Genomic DNA, 18959 nt, shown 5'->3' on the forward strand with positions numbered 1-18959 from the left:
TATAAATCATAATTGGCACTGGCTTTACAAGCACCCTGTTGAGTTCTCAAAGAACAACCACACACCGATCAGAAGCCCCACATTCCGTGGAACCCGTCTCGGGGCTTTTCGCTCTGCTTCCCCGCCGCTCTCGCGCCGGGCACTTTTACTACGTTACCTTACCGTCTTCGCCGTGTCAAACCGTGTGTCCCGGTCTGTCATGCTTCGTGCGGCTTGGTCCCGGCGCACTCACGCAGCAGCGAACCGCTGCGTCAGGTCGTCGGATTTGGCAGGCCGGCCGCTGCGGTCTCCCGCAGACTTGCCCGGTGCCCTGCCGGTCGTAAACCTTACCCGGTCGGTTCCGCTGCACCAAATCCGCCTCGCGGCCGATCCGGCGAGCCCCGCCCGGACCGTGTCCCGCAGGAGCGAACCCCTGCCTGACCCGGTTGCCAGTCCGTTCCGGTGCCTCAGGACTTTCGTCCCGTTTGCCCCGTTCCGCGCTGGCAGAGAGAAAGTTACGCGTCCGCGGGTTTGATCGTCAAATCGACGGGTAGCGTCCCGCGTCACACTCTCGCCATAACGACGTCGACGCAGGTCAGGATGCGCGGTGTCGACGGGCGGCCAACCAGGCACGGACGCCGAGGACGCCCACGGTCGTGCCGATCGCCAGCGAAGCCGCGATGAGCAGCGCGTGCACCCACAGAAAACTGGTGGGCGCGCCGTCCCCCACCGTGCCGGCCGCCCACGACCGTGGGTCCTGCCAGATGGCTACCGCGAACCTCGGCCAGATCACCCAGGTCCAGATCCCGACCCCGACCAGGAAGACAGACCACCCTCGCGACAGCACCATGGCTGCCGAGTATGCCAGCGCGGCTGCTCACCGGGCCGAACGTCGATGACCACGAGCCGGTCGCCGACCACGGTGATCTCGGAGAGGCCCATCCGGTCGTGCGCCGCCCGGGGCACGGGAGGGTCAGCCCGTTTCCGACGTCGGCGGGCGGGGCAGTGCGTAGGAGGACAGCCGAAGCCGTCCCCCGGAGGTGCCCCGTGCAACCCTCGATCTTCAATCCCTGGGCCTGGCGCGATCCGTCCGCGCTGGCCGGCGGGTACGACCAGACCACCCCCACGTCGACGCCACCGGACCGCCCCGACGGTGGGTACGACGGCCCCGACGCCCCCGGTCCCGGCACCCCGCTCGACCTGGTCGGCTACCACGTGGAGGCGACCGACGGGCGCATCGGCACGATCGACGAGGCCAGCGACGAGAGCGATGCCGGCCACCTGGTGGTGGACACCGGGCCGTGGATCCTCGGACGCAAGGTGCTGCTCCCGGCCGGCACCGTGTTCCAGGTCGATCATCAGGAACGCGTCGTGCACGTCGACTGCACCCGGCAGGAGATCAAGGACGCTCCACCCTTCGCCCGGGAGGCGGCCGACCCGGGGTACCGGGAACGTGTCGGCAGGTACTACAGCGACCGTCACCTGCCACCGCCCGGAGCGACGCCGCGGGTAATCTGAGGTCGTGGTCCGAACGGGCAGCTGCGCGTCGGAGGCGGTCGACATGGTCGACGGCCTCCCGCTCGGCGTGGTGCCCCGGTTCCCGTCCAGCTCCGGCGACGGCCGTGAGCAACTCCTCGATGTCCTCCGTGCCGGTGGTCTGCGGTTCCGCGCCGGCGCGCGATGGCGGGCGACTCGCTGAGTCGACCCCGCTGACCGAGAGGGCCTGTCGGCCCCGCTCGGCGCGCGCCCACGCGTGACCCACCTTCCGAGTACGAGAGGCACACCGTCATGTCCGTCGCACGCATGCTCACCGGCGACCGGCCCACCGGCCGCCTGCACCTTGGCCACTACGTCGGCAGCATCGCCAACCGGGTGCGGTTGCACCAGTGTTACGAGAGCTTCTTCATCATCGCCGACCTGCACATGCTGACCACCAGGAACCGTCGCGAGGACATCGACCAGGTCTCACGCAACGCCCGCGAGATGGTGACCGACATCCTCGCCGCCGGCGTCGATCCGGCGCGCGCCACGTTCTACCTCCAGTCGGCCATCCCGGAGGTCGGCGACCTCAACACGCTCCTGCAGAACCTGGTGACGGTGCCCCGGCTGGAACGGGTTCCGTCGCTCAAGGACATGGCCCGGGACGCCGGCAAGGAGGAGATGCCGTACGGGCTGTTGGGTTACCCGGTGCTCCAGGCCGCGGACATCCTGTGCGTCCGGGGCGAGGTGGTCCCGGTCGGCCGGGACAACGCCGCGCACGTCGAGGTGACCCGGGAGATCGCCCGCCGGTTCAACCACCTGTACGGCGAAGTCTTCCCGGTGCCGGAGCTGATTCCGGCGGACACGCCGAGCCTGGTGGGCACCGACGGCGCCGCCAAGATGAGCAAGAGCAGGGGCAACACGATCGCCCTCTCCGACGATCCGGCGACGGTGCGCCGGAAGGTGCTGGGCATGTACACCGACCCGAACCGGGTACGGGCGGACGTGCCGGGAACGGTGGAGGGCAACCCGGTCTTCGCGTACCACGAGGTGTTCAATCCGGATCGTGCCGAGGTGGCCGACCTGGTCCGCCGTTACCGGGCCGGGCGGGTCGGCGACGTGGAGGTCAAGGAGCGGTTGGTCGTGGCGCTGGAGACGTTTCTGGCGCCGATCCGGGAGCGCCGGGCCGAGATCGAAGCGGACCGGGGGCTGGTCGACCGGCTGATCGTCGAGGGCACCGAGCGGACCCGCCTGGAGGTACGCGAGACCCTCATCGAGGTACGCCGGGCGATGGGGCTGACCGGCGCGTACCAGCAGGTGCGACGGCGAGCCGAGCGGAGCCGGCGCCGGATCGACGCCTCGGCCTGAGCGCACCGTCGGCGATCTCCGCCGACGGCTGCCACGCCTGGCGCAGAATGCGAGGATGAGGGGGATTTTCGATGTTCGTCCGGTGCCGGTCGGTGACCAGCACCGGACGACGATGTTCGAGATCTTCTTCGACCTGGTCTTCGTCTTCGCGCTCACCCGGGTCATCACGTTCATGGCGCAACCGCCGACGGCGCTCACTCTGGCCCAGGGGCTCATCCTCCTCCTGTTGTTGATCTACTCCTGGGGCCCGTACCTCTGGTTGGGCAACCTGGTCCGCGCGGACGTCGGCCCGGCCCGCGCGGCCACCCTGCTGGCCATGGCCGCGATATTCGTGGCCGCGCTGGTGCTGCCGGACGCGTGGCGGCAGGGTCCGGGCCTCTTCGACGCGCCCCTCACACTGGCTCTGGCCTACCTGGTGACCAGGGCGGTGCAACTCGTCGTGCTGCTCTGGGCGAGCACCGAGGACGCGCCGCTGCGCTCGACCCTGCGGTTCTTCGCCGTGCCGGTGGCGGCGGCCTGGCTCCCGCTCATCGTGGGCGCGTTGCTCGGCGGTGTCGCTCAGACCGTGCTCTGGACGGTCGCGTTTCTGGTGGACATCGGCGGTTCCCGCGTCGCCTCCGCCTACCGCCCGTGGCCGCTGCGCAGCCTGGACCATTTCACCGAACGGTTCGGCCTGGTGCTCATCATCGCGCTGGGTGAGGCGCTGATCGCCGCCGGTGCGGGGCCGAGGACGACGGCGCCGAACGGTGCCGGGCTGGTCGCGGCGCTGCTCGGTCTGGTCACCACGATCTGCCTGTGGTGGCTCTACTTCGACCGGTTGGCGCCCGCCGCCCGGCAGTCCGTGCTGCGGGTGCCGGACGAGCGGCGGTCCAGCGTCGCCGGCGACGCGTACGGGCTCGCGCACGCGCCGCTGATCATCGGTGCCATCTTCATCGCGCTCGGCATCGAGCAGGTGCTCGGCCAACTCTCCGAGGAGCCGCCGCACTCGGCGCGGTTGAGCTGGCCCGCGGCCACCGCCCTCTACGGCGGCGCCACCCTCTACCTGCTCGCGCGGCTGGTCTTCCGCCGGCTGACCCTGCGTACCGGGCGTCCGGGGCAGGTCGTCGCCGCGCTGTTGCCGCTGGTCCTGCTGCCGATCGCGCGGTCCCTGCCCGCGCTGGCCGAGCTGGCCCTGCTGACCCTCTTCCTGATCGCGGTCACCTGGCACGAGCGGCGCAACGACCGGCGTGACCCCCGGATCGCACCGGCGCGGCCGGTGCGCCCCTGACGCCCCGGGGAAGTTCCGGACGCCGCGTCGATATCCCGGACCGCCGATCGTCGTCATGCTGTGTGGCGACCCGCCGCACCGAGAGGAGCCGAAACGTGAAGTACATGCTGCTGTTCATGAGCCCCGCGATCGACGGGGAGGCCGTCGGCAACGGGTGCACCTTCGAGGACTGGATCCGCTACGACCGGGAGATGAAGGACGCCGGGATCTGGGTCTCCGGGCACCCGTTGCAGGACCTGCGCACCTGCACGACGGTGCAGGTCGGCGCGGACGGTGAACGCGCGATCACCGACGGGCCGTTCGCCGAGACCCGGGAGGTGCTCGGCGGGTACGACATCATCGACGTGCCGAATCTCGACGTCGCACTGGACTGGGCGGCCCGCAGCCCCGGCGCCACCGGCGGCGGGTCGGTGCAGGTGCGCCCGATCGCCGAGATCGACGTCGAGGTCTGACCGTGACGGGTGCGCAGGCGGCGGCAGAGTCCGTGGAGGCGGTGTTCCGGGAGGAACGCGGCCGGCTGCTCGCCTCGCTCGTGCACCGCTTCGGCGACCTCGACCTGGCCGAGGAGGTCGCCGCCGAGGCGATCGAGGCGGCGCTGGTGCACTGGCCGAGCGAGGGCGTCCCGAGCCGGCCCGGCGCCTGGCTGCTCACCACGGCCCGCCGGCGCGCCGTCGACCGCCTGCGCCGCGACCGGGTGCTGGCCACCCGGCTGGCCATCCTTCCGGGCGGCTGCCCACCGTGCTCCAGGCCGTCTACTCGGTCTTCACCGAGGGGTACGCCGCCAGTTCCGGCCCGCATCTCCAGCGGACCGATCTCGCCGAGGAGGCCATCCGGCTGGCCCGGATCCTGCGCCGGCTGCTGCCCGCCGAACGGGAGGTCGCCGGTCTGCTCGGGTTGCTGCTGCTGGTGCACGCTCGGCGGGCCGCCCGGACCGGGCCGGACGGCGCGATGGTCCTCCTCGACGATCAGGACCGTGGACGCTGGGACCACGCGATGATCGACGAGGGGCGTGCGCTGGTGGTGGTCGCGTTGACCGGTCCGGCGCCCGGACCGTACGGGGTGCAGGCCGCCATCGCCGCGCTGCACGACGAGGCCGTCGACGTGGCCAGCACCGACTGGCCCCAGGTGGTGGCGCTCTACGACGTGCTGCTCGGCATGGTCCCCTCACCGGTCGTGGCGCCGAACCGGGCCGCCGCCGTCGCGATGCGGGACGGGCCGGACGCCGGGCTCGCCCTGCTGGACGGGTTGGCCGACGATCCGCGTCTGCGGGGCTACCGCCTCTATCCGGCGACCAGGGCGGACCTGCTGCGCCGGCTCGGCCGCCTCGACGAGGCCGCGGCGGCGTACCGCAGCGCGTTGGCGCTGGTCGGGACCGAGCCGGAACGGGCGCACCTGCTGCGCCGGCTGGCTTCCGTCACCGGCGACTGAACGAGATCCGCTGTACCCTTCCCCGGTGAGTCTGCCTCTGCCACCCGGTGAGTTCGCGGCGTACCTGTTCGACTGCGACGGCACCATCGTCGACTCGATGCCTCTGCACTACCTGGCGTGGCAACGTGCGCTCGACGAGTGGGGCTGCGAGTTCCCGGAGGACCTGTTCTACGCCTGGGGTGGCCGGCCGACCGCCGACATCATCGTCGCCCTGAACGAGCGGCACGGCCTGTCCATGCCGGTCGCGACCGTCGTGGAGAGCCGCGAGCGCATCTACCAGGAGCTGTTGCCGCAGCTCGCCGCCGTGCCCGAGGTGCTGGCGCACATCCACGACGCGCACCGGCGGGTTCCGTTCGCCGTCGTGTCCGGCAGCACCCGGGCGCCGGTCACCGCCTCCCTCGACACGCTCGGTCTGCTGGACCGGTTCGAGGTGCTGGTCTGCGCCGAGGACTACACGCGGGCCAAGCCCGACCCGGAGGCGTTCCTGCTCGCGGCGGAGCACCTCGGCGTACCCCCGGGCTCGTGCCTGGTCTTCGAGGACACCGACCTGGGCATCCAGGCCGCGACGGCGGCCGGCATGGCATCGGTACGCGTGCCGCAACAGCGCACCGGCTGAGGTCTCAGCCGACGGTCAGCAGCAGCTTGCCGAGGTAGGAGGTGCCCAGGCGCTGGTGCGCCTCCCGCACCTTGCCCAACGGGAACTTCTCCGCGACGTGCACCACGAACGGCCCGGCCTCGATGAGTTCGTTGAGCCGCCGCAACTGCCCAGCGTTGGCAACGCCGTCGTACGCGCGGACCGTCACACCGGACCGTTCGCGCGGCTCCGGCCGCACACCGTGGGCGTAGGCGACGACCGCGCCCTCGGACAGCGTCTCGGTGAGCCGGTCCAGCGTCTTGCCGCCGGCCATCGCCAGGATGCCGTTCACCCCGCCCGGGGCCGCGTCCCGGATCGTCGCCAGCACCTCGGCGGGGTCGCCGTGGCCGTCGAGGGAGACGTCGGCGCCGAGCCGGGTCACCAGCGCCACGCCGTCCGCCCCGGAGGCCACCGCGATCACCTTCAGGCCCTGCCGCTTGGCCAGCTGCACGGCCAGGTGACCCTGCCCGCCGCTGGCACCGAAGATCAGCAGCCAGTCGCCGCCCGACAGGCTGAGGGTGTCCAGCCCGGCCAGTGCGGTCAGGGCGTCGGTGGACATCGCGCCCGCGTGTTCGGCGGGGATCCCGTCGGGCACCTTCGCGGCGTACTCGGCCTTGACGGCCGCGTACTCGGCGTAGAAGCCGCCCTTCGGCCGGGCGGTGGCGGAAACGTAGACCAGGTCACCCACCGCCAGGTTGGTCACCGTGTTGCCGGCCGCGATGACGGTTCCCGCACCGTCGGAGCCGGGCACGATCGGGAGGGCCGAGCCCTCCGGCACCAGTACGCCCTCGCGCTCGTACACGTCCCACACCCCGACGCCGGCGCTCAGGACCCTGATCAGAACCTCGTCGGCGCCGATCTCCGGCACCGGCAGCTTCCGAAGGGTGATCACCTCCGGCCCGCCGTACTCGTCGAAGGCGGCAGCCTGCATCCGCTCTGGCACGTCCGCGTCAACCATGTGAGCTTCCTTCCCGGGCCGGCGTCACCGTCGCAGCATGCCGGCTCGGGGGCCGGCCCGGCCGGGCGCTGAGTGCCGTTCACCCACAAGGGCGACCGGCCGCCGCGGTCGCCCTGGCCCGCCGGGCGGTCGCGGTGGGCGCTGCGGTGGCCGGTCAGGACGTCCGCGGCTCCCGTCCGCCGAGGGCCTGCGCCACGGCGTCTCGCACCCGGGCGTCCTCGCGTGCCTTGCGCTGCGCCCGGCTGCGGCGGCGGTACAGGTACGCCCCGACGACCACGGCGATCAGCACGACGAGCACCAGCAGGAACGTCCAGGGCAGCGCCCAGCCGTGGGCCGTGGCCTGCACCGGCTTGAGCGAGGTGGTGGACCCCGACACGTCGGTGAGCAGGGGAGTGAGGGTGACGGTCGCGGCCAGTGAGACGGCGGGAGCCACGCCGTGTACCGGCACCGTCACGTCCCAGCTCTCACCCGGGAGCAGCTCCGGAGGTGCCGCGATGTCGCCGGCCCGGACCCGCAGCACACCGAACGGACCCGAGACCGACACCGTCTGCTTGCCGGACAGGGCGGCGTTGCCGACGTTGTGGATCTTGTAGGTGACGGTGGCGTCGCCCTTGCCGAACGGGTTCGACGACCCGTCGTACGTCACGTGCAGGTCCTCTATGGCGAGGTTCGGCTTCAGCTCGCCGCCGACCCGCAACGTGATCCGGATACCGAGGCGGCGGTCCACGTTGATGCCCTCGGCCTGGTCGGCCTGCGTCAGCGCGGTGAGGATGCCGCCGACGTAGTCCCCGGGCGTGGCGTTGTCGGGAAGGCTGATCCTGAAGGGGACCTGCGCGGTCTTGCCGGGCTGGATCACGACGCTGCCGGCGCTCGCCTTCACCCAGGCGCCGATCGCCACCGACTTCTTGTCCTTGGTGAGCAGGTCGAGCTGGCCGGCATCGGTGGTGAAGCCGTCGGCGGCGTAGACGGCCAGGTTCAGTGGTGCCGGGCCGCGGTTGGCCACGACCATGGCGTCCTCGACGACACCACCGGGATTGACGTTGTAGCTGAAACTGGACCGGGCCTCGCCGTAGCTGTTGGAGGCCGTCCGGACCGTCCAGGCGACGTTGCCGTCCGCCGCCACGGCGGGGCCGGCGCCGACACCGGCGGCCGCGACGACGGCGAGCAGGGACAGCGCGGTCGTACGAAGGAGTGTCTTCCAGCGGGTCACGGACGGTTGCATGTCGGATCCTTGAGGTGATCTTGAGAGTTGGCGAACCGGTGGCGGGGTAGGCCCCCGAAGGTGCCTACCCCGCCCGGTGGAACCCCTCAGGTCAGCTGCTCAGCGCAGTGATCGTGAGGGTGGTGCGGTAGCTGCCCTTCGCGATGCTGTCCGGGATCTTCAGGTCCAGGTCGGCACCGAGCTTGGCGCCGCCCCGGGGGTGACCCTGCACAGCCGCACCGAGGCCACTGGAGACCGAGAGGCCCTTGCCCTGGTCGTCGAAGGACGACAGGACCGGAGCACCGGCCTCGGCGCCCGCGCCGCCGTCGAGCACGTACGGGGTCCAGCCCAGGTAGGAGCCGGAGAACGTCTTGTCGGCGTCGGAGAAGTCGCCGACGCTGGCCGAGATCGACCACGGGGCGAGCGAGCGGCGGCTGTCCGACACGAGGATCGGGTTGATCTTGCCGTTCGCCTGGAAGTAGGTGCCGTTGCGCTCCTGCGCGGTACCCAGGTCGACGAGGCCGTTGTAGCCGTCGATCGTCCAGCCGAACTCGCCCGGGGCCGGGTTCGGCACGTTGACCTGGATGGCCTGGCCGTCACCGTGGTACGGGTGCACCGTCACCTTGTCGGTGATCGAGCCGACCGGCTGACCGTCCGGCGTGTTGACGCAGGAGAGGCCCTTCTCGACGGCCGCGTTCGGCGCCGCGCAGGTGCCGCTGCGCACGTTGGCCAGGACCAGCTTGTCGCCGCGCACCTGCACCTTGACGTAGCTGCGGACGTGCTCCTGGTTCTGCGACGAGTTGTACCAGTACTTGCCCGGGTCCAGCGGGTCCGGACCGTTGCCACGGATGCCGGTGCCGGTGTCGTCCGGCTTCTTGATGTCGTAGTACTTCGAGCCAGAGGCCGAGTTCGCCGTCACGTAGATGACGCCGCCCGGGCCGGGGTACACCTCGGGCGCACCCGGCTGCTCGGCCGGGTTCTCCTTCTGGCCGTTCTTGATGGAGTAGCTGCGGGAGTAGCTGTGGTCGTGGCCCTGCAGCACCATGTCGACGCCGAGGTTGGAGAACGCCGTGGTGAAGTCCTCCCGCCGCTGCTTGTTGTCGTTGTCCGTCGCGTGGCTGGCCGGCGAGTAGATGGAGTGGTGGTAGACCAGCACCTTCCACTTGGCCTCGGAGCCGTGCTTGTTGATGACGTCGGTGACGTACGCGACGTGCGCCGCGTCGCCGCCGGCGGAACCGTCCGCCGGGTTGACATAGCTGTTGCTGTTCAGGTCGATGAACAGCACATCCTTGTGGATGAACCAGTAGTCACCACCGGACCGAGTCGCCTGGTCCCCGCTGTAGTACTGCGAGGAGCGGTCGGTGTTCGGGGTGAAGTGGTGCTGCTCGTAGGACTTGCCACCGACGTCGTGGTTACCGATGGTGGCCACGAGCGGGTACTGGCGCAGCTGCTCGGGAGCCAGGAACGACGTCCACTGGCCCTCGTCGTTGGCGCTCTCGACGTGGTCGCCGGCGGACACCAGCAGCTCGGCGTTCGGGTTGGCCCCGGTGGCGACCTTCAGGGTCTCCTCCCAGCCGGCCTGGTCCTTCAGCCGGTCACCGGAGGAGCCGATCTGCGGGTCACCGAAGAACAGGAAGTCGTAGTCACCCTCGAAGTCCTGCGTCTTGAAGGCGTAGGTCGGGGACCAGTTGCCGTCGGCACCGACCCGGTAGGAGTACGCCGTGTTCTCGCGCAGGTTGCTGATCGTGGCGTGGCGGTTGAAGCCGGTGGTGGAGGTGTTCGCCGCACCAACGGCGTCGAAGCTGACGGCGCCGACCGGGAACTCGCCGTTGACGATCTCGGCGGTCGGGGCGAGCTGGATCTTCTGCGCGGTGTCGGCCGAGGAGTACCAGCTCACGATGCGCTGGGTCTCGTTGGCGCCGACGCCGAGGACGATGCCGGACACCGTGGTCGGGTCGGCAGCACTGGCGGCGGTCAGCAGACCGCTACCGAGGGCCGCGCCCATTCCCAGGAATCCGGCTACGACCCCGGCGAGAACGCGCCGCCGCACGAGCCGGGAGGCCCGTGTCGAGGTGCTCAATGTCATCGACATTGTTCCCTTTTCAAATAGAGAAATGGATTGTGCCTTCTCCCGACGCTGGGGAAGCAAAATCCAAGCTTTCGCCGGCCGATGAACCCGTCATGAACGCGATCTTGCGAACGGCTGCACTTCGCGAAGTAGTTAGCCGTACTCAGGATCCGGCGAGGCGCTGAACAAACCAGATCAGGCCCATGATGGACACGACGCCAGAAACAGCACCGGTCGCCCACAGGCCGGCTTTTGGCGCGCGACGACGCAGCACGATCAGGAGTGGGAAGACGATGGCGATAATCGTCAACTGGACGACCTCGATGCCGACGTTGAACACCAGCAGCGACCAGAGCAGGGTCCACGACCAGGCCTCGTCGATGCCCAGCGCGCCCGCGAAACCCAGGCCGTGCACGAGGCCGAAGCAGAACACCACTCCGAGACGGATCCAGCCCGAGCGGTCCAGGCTGAAGTGACCGTGCCCGGCCGTCTCCAGGTCGGTCGCGTGGTCACCGCGCCGCCAGCTGCCCCACAGGTGCCACCCCGCGACCACGGCGATCGACAGTGCGATGACCGGCTCCACGACCACCGCCGGCACCTCGACCAGGCCGAGCGCGGCGAGCATGAACGTCACCGAGTGCGCCAGGGTGAAGCTGGTCGCCGCGAGCACGATCTCCCGGAGCCGCCGCGACCCCGCGATGAGCGCCAGCAGGAACAGAATGTGGTCGATACCAGACAACAGATGCTCGACACCCAGCAGGAAGAACTCGCCGAACCGCTCGTACCACGCCTGGCCGGTCGAGAACGAGGGATTCGCCGCGTCGAGCGCCGCGCTGCCCGATCGGCCGTCGATCTCGTAGGTCACGATCGTCTTGGTGCCCTTGACGTAGGCCTCGTCGTCCGGGAAGAGACCACTGCGCACCTCGTGCTCGTCGACCCGCTCGGGGCAGGTCCAGTCGAGCAGCAGGTTCGCGTACGGCACGCCCTCGCGCTCGCCGACCGTCGCGTCGCCCACCTGCGTCGACTGGCAGGCGCCACCCCGGGAGGTCACCGAGAAGCGGTCGGAGACATACCCTAGGACAGTCGACGCGTGGCCCTTCAGCGCGGCGGCCTGCGCGGCGGGGTCGCCCGCCTCGAAAGCCGCCGTTCCCGTCCGGAAGAGCGGGTCGTCGTCACCGGCATCGGCGGCGGAGACGATCAGAAGGTCGTATTCAAGCTCCAGTGCCGTGCGTATGTGACCCTCGTCTCCGGCGGCGATTTTCGCGTACACGGTCGATGAGAAACCGTGCGCGTACGCCGGGCCGACACCCAGAAACGGGATTACCGCCGCAGCGATCCCGACAATGATGACGACAACGGTACGGCGTACGTGCGCGAACATCCGGCCCCCTCGGTTGGCCAGTGCACGCTGCACGCCGAGGGTGAACACCAGCCCGCCCGTCGACGAACCGCCGGAGAACAAATTGCCGGAGCGACCGCCCGCGCATTGCCGGTGACCGGAACTGGGATAGGAATGCGAGCAGCACACCCGTTCGCCGTTCGAAAGGACGATCACCTTGCGTCCCCCGCTCCGGGCCGTCGCCCTGCTGGCCGCGACCGCCGCGCTCGTCGCCGCCTGCAACTCCGGCGACGACTGGTCACAACCGCATCCCGCGCCCAGCGCCGTCGGCACTTTCGGCCCAGGATTCGTCGACCCCTCCGCCAGGCCCGCCCCGGAGGCGACCATCACGCCGCAGCCCGGCTCGTGGCTCGGCGTCCATCCGTCCGAGGACTACCGGGTCGTACTGCTCACCGCCGGTGACGACGCCCCGACCAAGGCGCTCGTGGCGGCCGTCAAGGACTGGGCCGGTGACGAACACGTCCACCTCAGGACGATCGTCGTCGGCAACGCGCACGACGCCGTACCCAGCATCGCCAAGGCGATGGAGATGGGCCCGGATCTCATCGTCAGCGCGGGCAACGACCTCATCGACCCGCTCGCGCTGGTCACCCCGAACCACCTGGACGAGCAGTTCCTGGTGGTGGGTGCCGAGCTGGCCGAACCCACCCACAACGTCACGGCGGTCGACTGGGACGGCGCGTCGTTTCGTGGCGAAGGGCTCGGGATGTCCTCGACGTACGACCCGGCCTCGTTCACGGCCGAGCGGTGCGGGGCCGCCATCCGGGCGGGCGTGGCGGCGGTCCTCACCGACCTGACCGGGATCGTCATCTGGCTCTGACGAGACCCGGTGCGGAGGCTGGCGGCCTGCGCACCGGACCCTCGGGTCACCCGACCGTTGGTGGGTGCCGAGGCAGGATCGGGTCACCGCCCGTCGAGACGACGTGCGATCCTCTGTCGGCCGAATCCGGCGATCTTCCATAGTGGAGGCACAGGTTGCGTACCGCTTCGCGCACTCACCGTCGCGTCGTCGCGCTGGGCGTCGCCGTGGCGCTCGCCTGCGGCTCGGCCGTGGGGCTCACGGCCGCCACGGCCTCCGCGGCAGCGGTCGCCCCGACCGACCTCAGGACCGCCGGCCAGCCGTGTGCGGCCGCCGCCCCCGGGCCGTACCTGAGCCCGGAACGCCTCAACATGGCCGGAGCCGTCGCACTACAGGGCACCTACAGCCGTACGACCCAGAGCGGATCGCAGGCGGACTTCCAGGTGTGGGACGTCGCCGACCCGGGGCGTCCGCAGCAGTGGCTCGTCGAGATGGGCGAGGAGAACAACACGCCCTATGTTCAACTCGACGACGACTCGCGGCAGCTCGACGGCGTCACGTACGCCTGGCGGGTGCGTGTCCTCGACGGCGCGGAAGCCTCACCCTGGAGCGACACCTGCCATTTCACGGTCGACCGCAGCGGAGGCCCGGCACCGTCGGTCACCTCCGCCGAATACCCCGCCTCGAACCTGAGCAGCGCCACCGGCGCGATCGGTGTCCCCGGTACGTTCACCCTGACCTCGGCCTCCGCCGACACCGTCAGCTACCTCTACCAGTTCTACTCGGCGGAGCTGCCCGGCGAGTACACCGAGTCCAGCGTGGCGGCCGCGGGGCTGGGTGGACCGGCGACCGTTGGATTCACGCCACAGTCGAGCTGGCACCACGCACTCATCGTCTACGCCATCGACCGCGCCGGAAACAGGTCTGAGCGGACAGCTCACGTGTTCTACGTCAAGGAGACCCGCCCCTCGGTCTTCTCGACCGCGTATCCGGGGCTGTCGCCGAACCCGGACTACAACGTGGGCGTGCCCGGCGCGTTCGAGTTGACCGCCACGGTCGCCGACACCGCGTACTTCGCGTGGCGGATCGACGGGGACGGGCCCTCGGGCACCGTGCCGGCGAACGCCAGCGGTAAGGCGACGGCCATGATCGCCCCGACCCGTGGTGGCCCGCAGACCCTGTACGCCCACAGCGTCACCCGCGACGGCACGGCACACGCGCCCCGCGCCTACCGGTTCACCGTCGACAACGCCCCCGTTCTCACCGGCGACACGCGTGGCGAGGTGACGATCGGCTCCTCGCTCACCCTGCACCTCGCACCGCGCGCACCGCAGGTCGAGGCGTACCTGTACTGGCCGGAGTACTCCAGCATCGAGGAACGACCCGTCGTGAAGACCACCGTTCCGGCTCGCCCCGACGGCACCGCCGACCTCGTCTGGACCGCCACCGAGACCGGCATCGACGGCCTGCGGATCCAGAGCCGGAGCGCGGACGGCACCCTGTCCACGCCACGATGGCTGAACCTGTCGATCGACGGGGCGAGGCCGGAGGTGACCCGCAGCGGCAGCACCGCGGCCGGCACCTCGTCCACCTTCACCGCCCGCAGCACGATGGCGGACATCGTCGAGTACGTGGCGACGCTGAACGGCGACGAGAGCACCCGGCAGATCCTCAGGCCGGCCACCAACGGCAAGGTCACCTTCAGCTTCACCACGATGGAGATCGGCCACAACTACGTCATCGTCGTCGCTCGTAACGCCGCCGGAGTGCAGACCGAGAGGGGAAGCGAGGTCTGGACGACAACGGACGAGCCGCAGGTCACCTCGACCGACTTCCCGACGACCGGCGGCGGCCATCTCGCCACCGGCACGTTCACCTTCAGCTCCTACCTGCCCGACACGGTCGGCTACGAGTATTCGATGAACAGCCAGCCGTACGTCAGGATGCCCGCCGGGCCCGACGGCACCGCGACGCTGACCTGGACGCCACCGGCGGACGGCGCCTACCGGCTGAACGTCCGCCGCCTCAAAGCCGTGGGATTCCCCTCGGCGATCATGTCCTACCGCTTCGCGATCAGCATCGAGGCCACCACGGTCACCTCGGCTGCTCCGGCCACGGTGCCGGCGGGTGACCTCCGGACGATCACCGTCCGCGGCACCTGGCTGCATCCGCAGGACAAGATCCAGGTGACTCCGGTCGGCAGTCTGCCGATCACCGCATGGGTGATGACGGTCTCGGCGGACCGGACAACGCTGACCGCCCAGGTGGACCTCAGCCTGGCGCCGGTCGGTCCGGCCAGCCTCACCCTGCACCCGTACGGGCTGCTCCAGCCGGTGGTCCTGGCCAACGCGTTCACGATCGGCCCGCCCCCGCAGCTGCAATCGGTCAAGCCGCCCACGATCAGCGGCGCGGTGACGGTGGGATCCACCGTCACCGCGGACTCGGGCGAGTGGGTGCCCGCCGCGGAGTACCACTCGTACCAGTGGTTCGCGAACGGTGTGGAGATCAGGGGCGCGATCAACCCGACGTACCGGATCCCGCTGGCGCTGCTCGGGCAGCGGCTCACCGTCGAGGTGCGCGCCGCCCGAGACCGCTACACCACGACCGCCGCCACCTCGGCTGCCGTCGTGGTCGCCAGCGGCGAGCGGCCACCCCGCCGGCCCATCGTGCCCCCCGGTACGCCGTGGCCGGACCCGCGCCGAACGGCCGTGCTCCCGACGATCTCTGGTTGACCGCCCGCCGCCCGCGCGACGGGTCCATCTGAGTCGCACCTGCGTGGGATCCTCTTGTCGCGGGTGGCCCCTGACACCCGTTTCATCATGGGGAGACCAACGTGCGTACATCTTCGCGTGCTCGTCGCCGGATAACGGCGGTGATCGCGGCATCGGCGCTCGGCCTGACGGCAGCGGTGGGCCTCGCGGCCACTCCGGCCGCCGCAGCGCTGTCGGCGCCGACCGACCTCAAGACCGCCGACCAGCCCTGCACCACCACCGCACCGGGGCCGTACCTGAGCCCGGACAGACTCAACGACGCCCGCGCCGTCGTGCTGAAGGGCACCCTCACCGGCGCAGACGAGGGTGCCGAGTTGCAGGCCGACTTCCAGGTCTGGGACATCACCACCCCCGAGCAACCGCAGCAGTGGCTCACCGGCGTGGGCGAGCGCAACGACGAGGTCTACATCCAGCTCGAGGACGACTCGCGGCAGCTCGACGGCGTCACGTACGCCTGGCGGGTCCGCGTCCTCGACGGCGCGACGGCGACGCCGTGGAGCGGGACGTGCTACTACACGGTCGACCGCACCGGCGGCCCGGCACCGACCGTCGCCTCCGCCGTGTACCCGTCCGGCGACTGGGGCAGTGCCAACGGCGCGATCGGCGTTCCCGGCACGTTCACCTTCACCTCGGCCAGCGCCGACACCGTCCGCTACCGCTACGAGTTCTACGAGAGCGACCAGAGCGAGCAGATTCCTCCGGCCACGGTGGACGCCGACCGGCTCGGCGGTCCGGCGACGGTCGAGTGGACGCCACGGGCGGCGGGCTACCACTCCGTAGCGGTCTATGCGATCGACCGGGCCGGCAACTACTCCGAGCAGACCCACTACGTGTTCTACGTCCGGGAGACCCGCCCGTCGATCTTCTCCTCCGCGTACCCGGAGGGAACGCCGAACCTGGACTACAACATCGGGGTGGCCGGCGCGTTCGAGCTGCGCTCCAACGTCGTCGACACGGCGTCGTTCGCGTGGCGGATCGACGGGGGCGGCCCGTCGGGGACGGTGCCGGCGGCGGCCGACGGAACGGCGACGACGATGATCGCTCCGACCCGCGCCGGCCGGCAGACCCTCTACGTCCACAGCGTCACCCGTGACGGCACGGCGCACGCCGACCACGCGTACGAGTTCACCGTCGACAACGGCCCGAGGCTCACCGGCGACGTCGACCGGAGCGTCACGATCGGCTCGTCGCTCAGCTTCCACCTCGCGCCCCGGTCGCCGCAGGTGCGGGCCTACGTCTACTGGGCCGAACACTCCGGGCTGTTCCCACCGCCGATCGAGAAGATCACGATCCCGGCCCGGGCGGACGGCACCGCCGATCTCACCTGGATCGCCAAGCAGACCAGCGTCATCGGCCTGCGAATCCAGAGTCGCAGCGCCGACGGCACCCTGTCCGAGCCGCGCTGGACCTCCATCTCGGTCAACGGGGCGGCACCGACGGTGACCCGCACCGGCGGCACCGACGTGGGCACGCCGGCCACCTTCACGGCCCGCACCCAGATGGCGAACGTCACCGAGTACGTGGCGACGCTCAACCGCGACGAGGCCACCAAGCAGGTCGTCAAGCCGGCCGCCGACGGCAGCGCCACCTTCACCTACACGCCGACCAAGGGTGGCTACACCTACGTCACCGTCGTCGCCCGTAACGCCAGCGGCGTGCAGACCGACGAGGGCGGCACGTCCTGGTCCGTACTGGACGGGCCCCGGGTCACCTCGACCGACTTCCCCACCACCGGCAGCGGCCGGCTGGCCCCGGGCACCTTCAGCTTCACGCCCCGGCTGCCGGGCACGACCGCCTACGAGTATTCGATCAACTTCGGGTCGTACACCACGCTCGCCGCGAAGGCCGACGGCACCGCGACGTTGGCCTGGACACCGCAGGAGGCTGGCCGGCACTACCTGACCGTTCGCAGCGTGACGGCCAGCGGCACCCGCTCCTCGGGTACGCAGTACATCTTCCTGGTCGAGGTCGGCTCCGCGACGGTCACCTCGGTGGCGCCGGCGGTCGTACCTCCGGGCGCCGTCCGGGCGGTCACCATCAGCGGCACCGGGTTGCACCCGAAGGACCGGGTCCAGGTGACTCCCGCCTCGGGGGAGCCGCTGACCGCGACGGTGAAGACGGTCTCGGCGGACGGCACGTCGATGACGGTGGACGTGAACCTCGGGTCCGCGCCGGCCGGCAAGGCCAGCCTGACGGTGTATCCGTACGGCGCCGGCGAGCCGGTCGTCCTGGCGAACGCCTTCACGATCAACCCACCCCTGGCGATCCGCATGATCAATCCGCCGACGATCACCGGCGCCGCGGTGGTCGGAGGGACCGTCACCGCCCAGCCGGGCGAGTGGACGCCCGCAACGACGACCTACCGGTACCAGTGGTCGGCCGACGGCGTCCCGGTCACCGGCGCGACCAGCGCGACGTTCAAGATTCCTCAGACGCTGCTCTGGAAGCGGCTCACCGTGACGGTGACGGCCAGCCGGGACGGCTACACCGAGGCCGTCGCCACCTCGGCTGCCACGGCGGCGGTCGCCCCGGGCAGCGCTGAGCGGCCTCCGCGCCGGCCGATCGTGCCCCCGAGCACGCCGTGGCCGGACCCGCGCCGCCCAACCGCATGACCAACCGGTGACGACCGGAGCCGGCCGCGCATCCCGACGGGATGCGCGGCCGGTTCAGCGAGGGGCTGGCCCACGGTCCTCGACGTCACCCCCCGCCGGCCCGGCTTCGTGTCGTTGCGGGTGACGGCGACGGACACCGCCGGCAACGCGGTCACGCAGACGATCCTGCGGGCGTACCGGATCGCCTGATCGATCCCCGGTGAACCGGGGCCAGGGCCGTGATCCACGACGGGTCACGGCCCCGGCCGTTTGTGGCGCTTGTTATCGATCACACGGCGTCCCGGAACGTCCGGAACCGGAGAGCAGCATATAGACAACCTTGATGGCGTGGGAGCGCTCCCGTAACATACCTGACGCGGCTGTTAACGCTCACCTAACAATGATTGCCACGAATGTGGAGGCCGCCGTCCCGTCAGGAGGGTGCTCGATGACCATATTCAGAGCGAGAAATGTCGGCCTGGTGTCGGCCGGCGTCGCGTTGCTGGCGTCGGCGACGGCCGTCGTGGCGATGCCCGCCGGTGCCGCAGCCGCAGGCTGTTCGGTGGACTACGCCGTGTCGTCACAGTGGCAGGGTGGGTTCGGCGCCAACGTGACGATCACCAACCTGGGCGATCCGCTGACCAGCTGGACGTTGACGTGGTCGTACGGCGCGGGGCAGACGGTCACCCAGGCGTGGAACACGTCGCTGACGCAGAGCGGTTCGGCGGTGACCGCGAGGAACGTGAGTTACAACAATTCCGTCCCCACCAACGGCACGGTGTCGTTCGGGTTCAACGGGTCGTGGACGAGCAGCAACCCGGCGCCGACGAGTTTCGCGCTGAACGGGGTGACCTGTAACGGTGGCACGACGCCGACCACCCCGCCACCGACGACCCCGCCACCGACCACACCGCCGCCCACGACGTGTGACCTGCCGTCGACGTACCGCTGGTCCTCGACCGGTGTGCTGGCCAACCCGAAGTCCGGCTGGGTGTCACTCAAGGACTTCACCGTCGC

The 18959-nt window shown here is 70.4% G+C and carries 15 protein-coding genes and 1 pseudogene; 11 read left to right on the forward strand and 5 right to left on the reverse strand.

The features are described 5' to 3' along the window. Nucleotides 1-574: 574 nt before the first annotated feature. Nucleotides 575-829 (reverse strand): SCO4848 family membrane protein, encoded by a 255-nt coding sequence (locus AB0H52_RS30040; protein WP_151491493.1) that lies wholly within the window; start codon nucleotides 827-829, stop codon nucleotides 575-577. A gap of 197 nt (nucleotides 830-1026) precedes the next feature. Between AB0H52_RS30040 and AB0H52_RS30045 the strand changes: the two genes are divergently transcribed. The 7 genes and pseudogenes from AB0H52_RS30045 (at nucleotide 1027) to AB0H52_RS30075 (ending at nucleotide 6137) form a co-directional block, all read left to right on the forward strand. Next, nucleotides 1027-1497, forward strand: a complete 471-nt coding sequence (locus tag AB0H52_RS30045) for a PRC-barrel domain-containing protein (protein WP_151491494.1) — start codon at nucleotides 1027-1029, stop codon at nucleotides 1495-1497. A 4-nt stretch (nucleotides 1498-1501) separates the two neighbouring features. Continuing rightward, nucleotides 1502-1678, forward strand: coding sequence for a hypothetical protein (locus tag AB0H52_RS30050; RefSeq protein WP_192580381.1), 177 nt, complete (start codon nucleotides 1502-1504; stop codon nucleotides 1676-1678). Nucleotides 1679-1767: 89 nt separating this feature from the next. Beyond that, complete coding sequence (gene trpS, locus AB0H52_RS30055) at nucleotides 1768-2826, forward strand: tryptophan--tRNA ligase (protein ID WP_151491495.1); 1059 nt, start codon at nucleotides 1768-1770, stop codon at nucleotides 2824-2826. Nucleotides 2827-2881: 55 nt separating this feature from the next. Next, nucleotides 2882-4093 carry a low temperature requirement protein A gene (locus AB0H52_RS30060; protein ID WP_357951598.1) on the forward strand — a complete coding sequence of 404 codons (1212 nt, stop codon included), beginning with the start codon at nucleotides 2882-2884 and terminating at the stop codon, nucleotides 4091-4093. Nucleotides 4094-4197: 104 nt separating this feature from the next. Continuing rightward, the gene (locus AB0H52_RS30065) at nucleotides 4198-4545 is read left to right on the forward strand and encodes a YciI family protein (protein WP_357951609.1); all 348 of its coding nucleotides are present in this window, start codon (nucleotides 4198-4200) and stop codon (nucleotides 4543-4545) included. A 32-nt stretch (nucleotides 4546-4577) separates the two neighbouring features. Beyond that, nucleotides 4578-5521: pseudogene (locus AB0H52_RS30070) on the forward strand (DUF6596 domain-containing protein). 25 nt (nucleotides 5522-5546) lie between these two features. Next, complete coding sequence (locus AB0H52_RS30075; RefSeq protein ID WP_357951600.1) at nucleotides 5547-6137, forward strand: HAD-IA family hydrolase; 591 nt, start codon at nucleotides 5547-5549, stop codon at nucleotides 6135-6137. 4 nt (nucleotides 6138-6141) lie between these two features. On the opposite strand, the gene AB0H52_RS30080 is transcribed toward AB0H52_RS30075, so the two are convergent. From AB0H52_RS30080 to AB0H52_RS30095, 4 genes are all read right to left on the reverse strand, one after another. Beyond that, nucleotides 6142-7113 (reverse strand): NADP-dependent oxidoreductase, encoded by a 972-nt coding sequence (locus AB0H52_RS30080; protein WP_225854657.1) that lies wholly within the window; start codon nucleotides 7111-7113, stop codon nucleotides 6142-6144. A gap of 154 nt (nucleotides 7114-7267) precedes the next feature. Further along, nucleotides 7268-8335 (reverse strand): DUF916 domain-containing protein, encoded by a 1068-nt coding sequence (locus AB0H52_RS30085; protein WP_151491499.1) that lies wholly within the window; start codon nucleotides 8333-8335, stop codon nucleotides 7268-7270. A gap of 91 nt (nucleotides 8336-8426) precedes the next feature. Then, nucleotides 8427-10400, reverse strand: coding sequence for a metallophosphoesterase family protein (locus AB0H52_RS30090; RefSeq protein WP_151491500.1), 1974 nt, complete (start codon nucleotides 10398-10400; stop codon nucleotides 8427-8429). A gap of 145 nt (nucleotides 10401-10545) precedes the next feature. Beyond that, entirely contained in the window at nucleotides 10546-12003 is a 1458-nt protein-coding gene (locus tag AB0H52_RS30095; RefSeq protein WP_357951603.1) for a HupE/UreJ family protein, read from the reverse strand. Between AB0H52_RS30095 and AB0H52_RS30100 the strand changes: the two genes are divergently transcribed. The 4 genes from AB0H52_RS30100 to AB0H52_RS30115 form a co-directional block, all read left to right on the forward strand. Beyond that, nucleotides 11939-12601, forward strand: a complete 663-nt coding sequence (locus tag AB0H52_RS30100) for a hypothetical protein (RefSeq protein WP_151491501.1) — start codon at nucleotides 11939-11941, stop codon at nucleotides 12599-12601. The two genes, AB0H52_RS30095 and AB0H52_RS30100, sit on opposite strands and share 65 nt — an antisense overlap. A gap of 155 nt (nucleotides 12602-12756) precedes the next feature. Beyond that, nucleotides 12757-15312: a hypothetical protein gene (locus AB0H52_RS30105; protein ID WP_151491502.1), complete on the forward strand. Its 2556-nt coding sequence runs from the start codon at nucleotides 12757-12759 to the stop codon at nucleotides 15310-15312. 140 nt (nucleotides 15313-15452) lie between these two features. After that, a complete protein-coding gene (locus AB0H52_RS30110; RefSeq protein ID WP_357951605.1) occupies nucleotides 15453-17963 on the forward strand; it encodes a hypothetical protein in 2511 nt (836 codons plus the stop codon). Nucleotides 17964-18390: 427 nt separating this feature from the next. Continuing rightward, on the forward strand, nucleotides 18391-18959 hold a 569-nt coding region (locus tag AB0H52_RS30115; RefSeq protein WP_357951607.1), incomplete at its 3' end, for a non-reducing end alpha-L-arabinofuranosidase family hydrolase.

The organism is Micromonospora sp. NPDC050695, from assembly GCF_040654415.1.
In the GTDB taxonomy this organism is placed as follows: Bacteria; Actinomycetota; Actinomycetes; order Mycobacteriales; family Micromonosporaceae; genus Micromonospora.

Bases quoted from the DNA above. Each gene is read 5' to 3' on its own strand.
- AB0H52_RS30065 (WP_357951609.1), top strand. From the start codon at position 4,198: ATGCTGCTGTTCATGAGCCCCGCGATCGACGGGGAGGCCGTCGGCAAC.
- AB0H52_RS30040 (WP_151491493.1), bottom strand. From the start codon at position 829: ATGGTGCTGTCGCGAGGGTGGTCTGTCTTCCTGGTCGGGGTCGGGATC.
- AB0H52_RS30085 (WP_151491499.1), bottom strand. From the start codon at position 8,335: ATGCAACCGTCCGTGACCCGCTGGAAGACACTCCTTCGTACGACCGCG.
- AB0H52_RS30080 (WP_225854657.1), bottom strand. From the start codon at position 7,113: ATGGTTGACGCGGACGTGCCAGAGCGGATGCAGGCTGCCGCCTTCGAC.
- AB0H52_RS30090 (WP_151491500.1), bottom strand. From the start codon at position 10,400: ATGACATTGAGCACCTCGACACGGGCCTCCCGGCTCGTGCGGCGGCGC.
- trpS (WP_151491495.1), top strand. From the start codon at position 1,768: ATGTCCGTCGCACGCATGCTCACCGGCGACCGGCCCACCGGCCGCCTG.
- AB0H52_RS30060 (WP_357951598.1), top strand. From the start codon at position 2,882: ATGAGGGGGATTTTCGATGTTCGTCCGGTGCCGGTCGGTGACCAGCAC.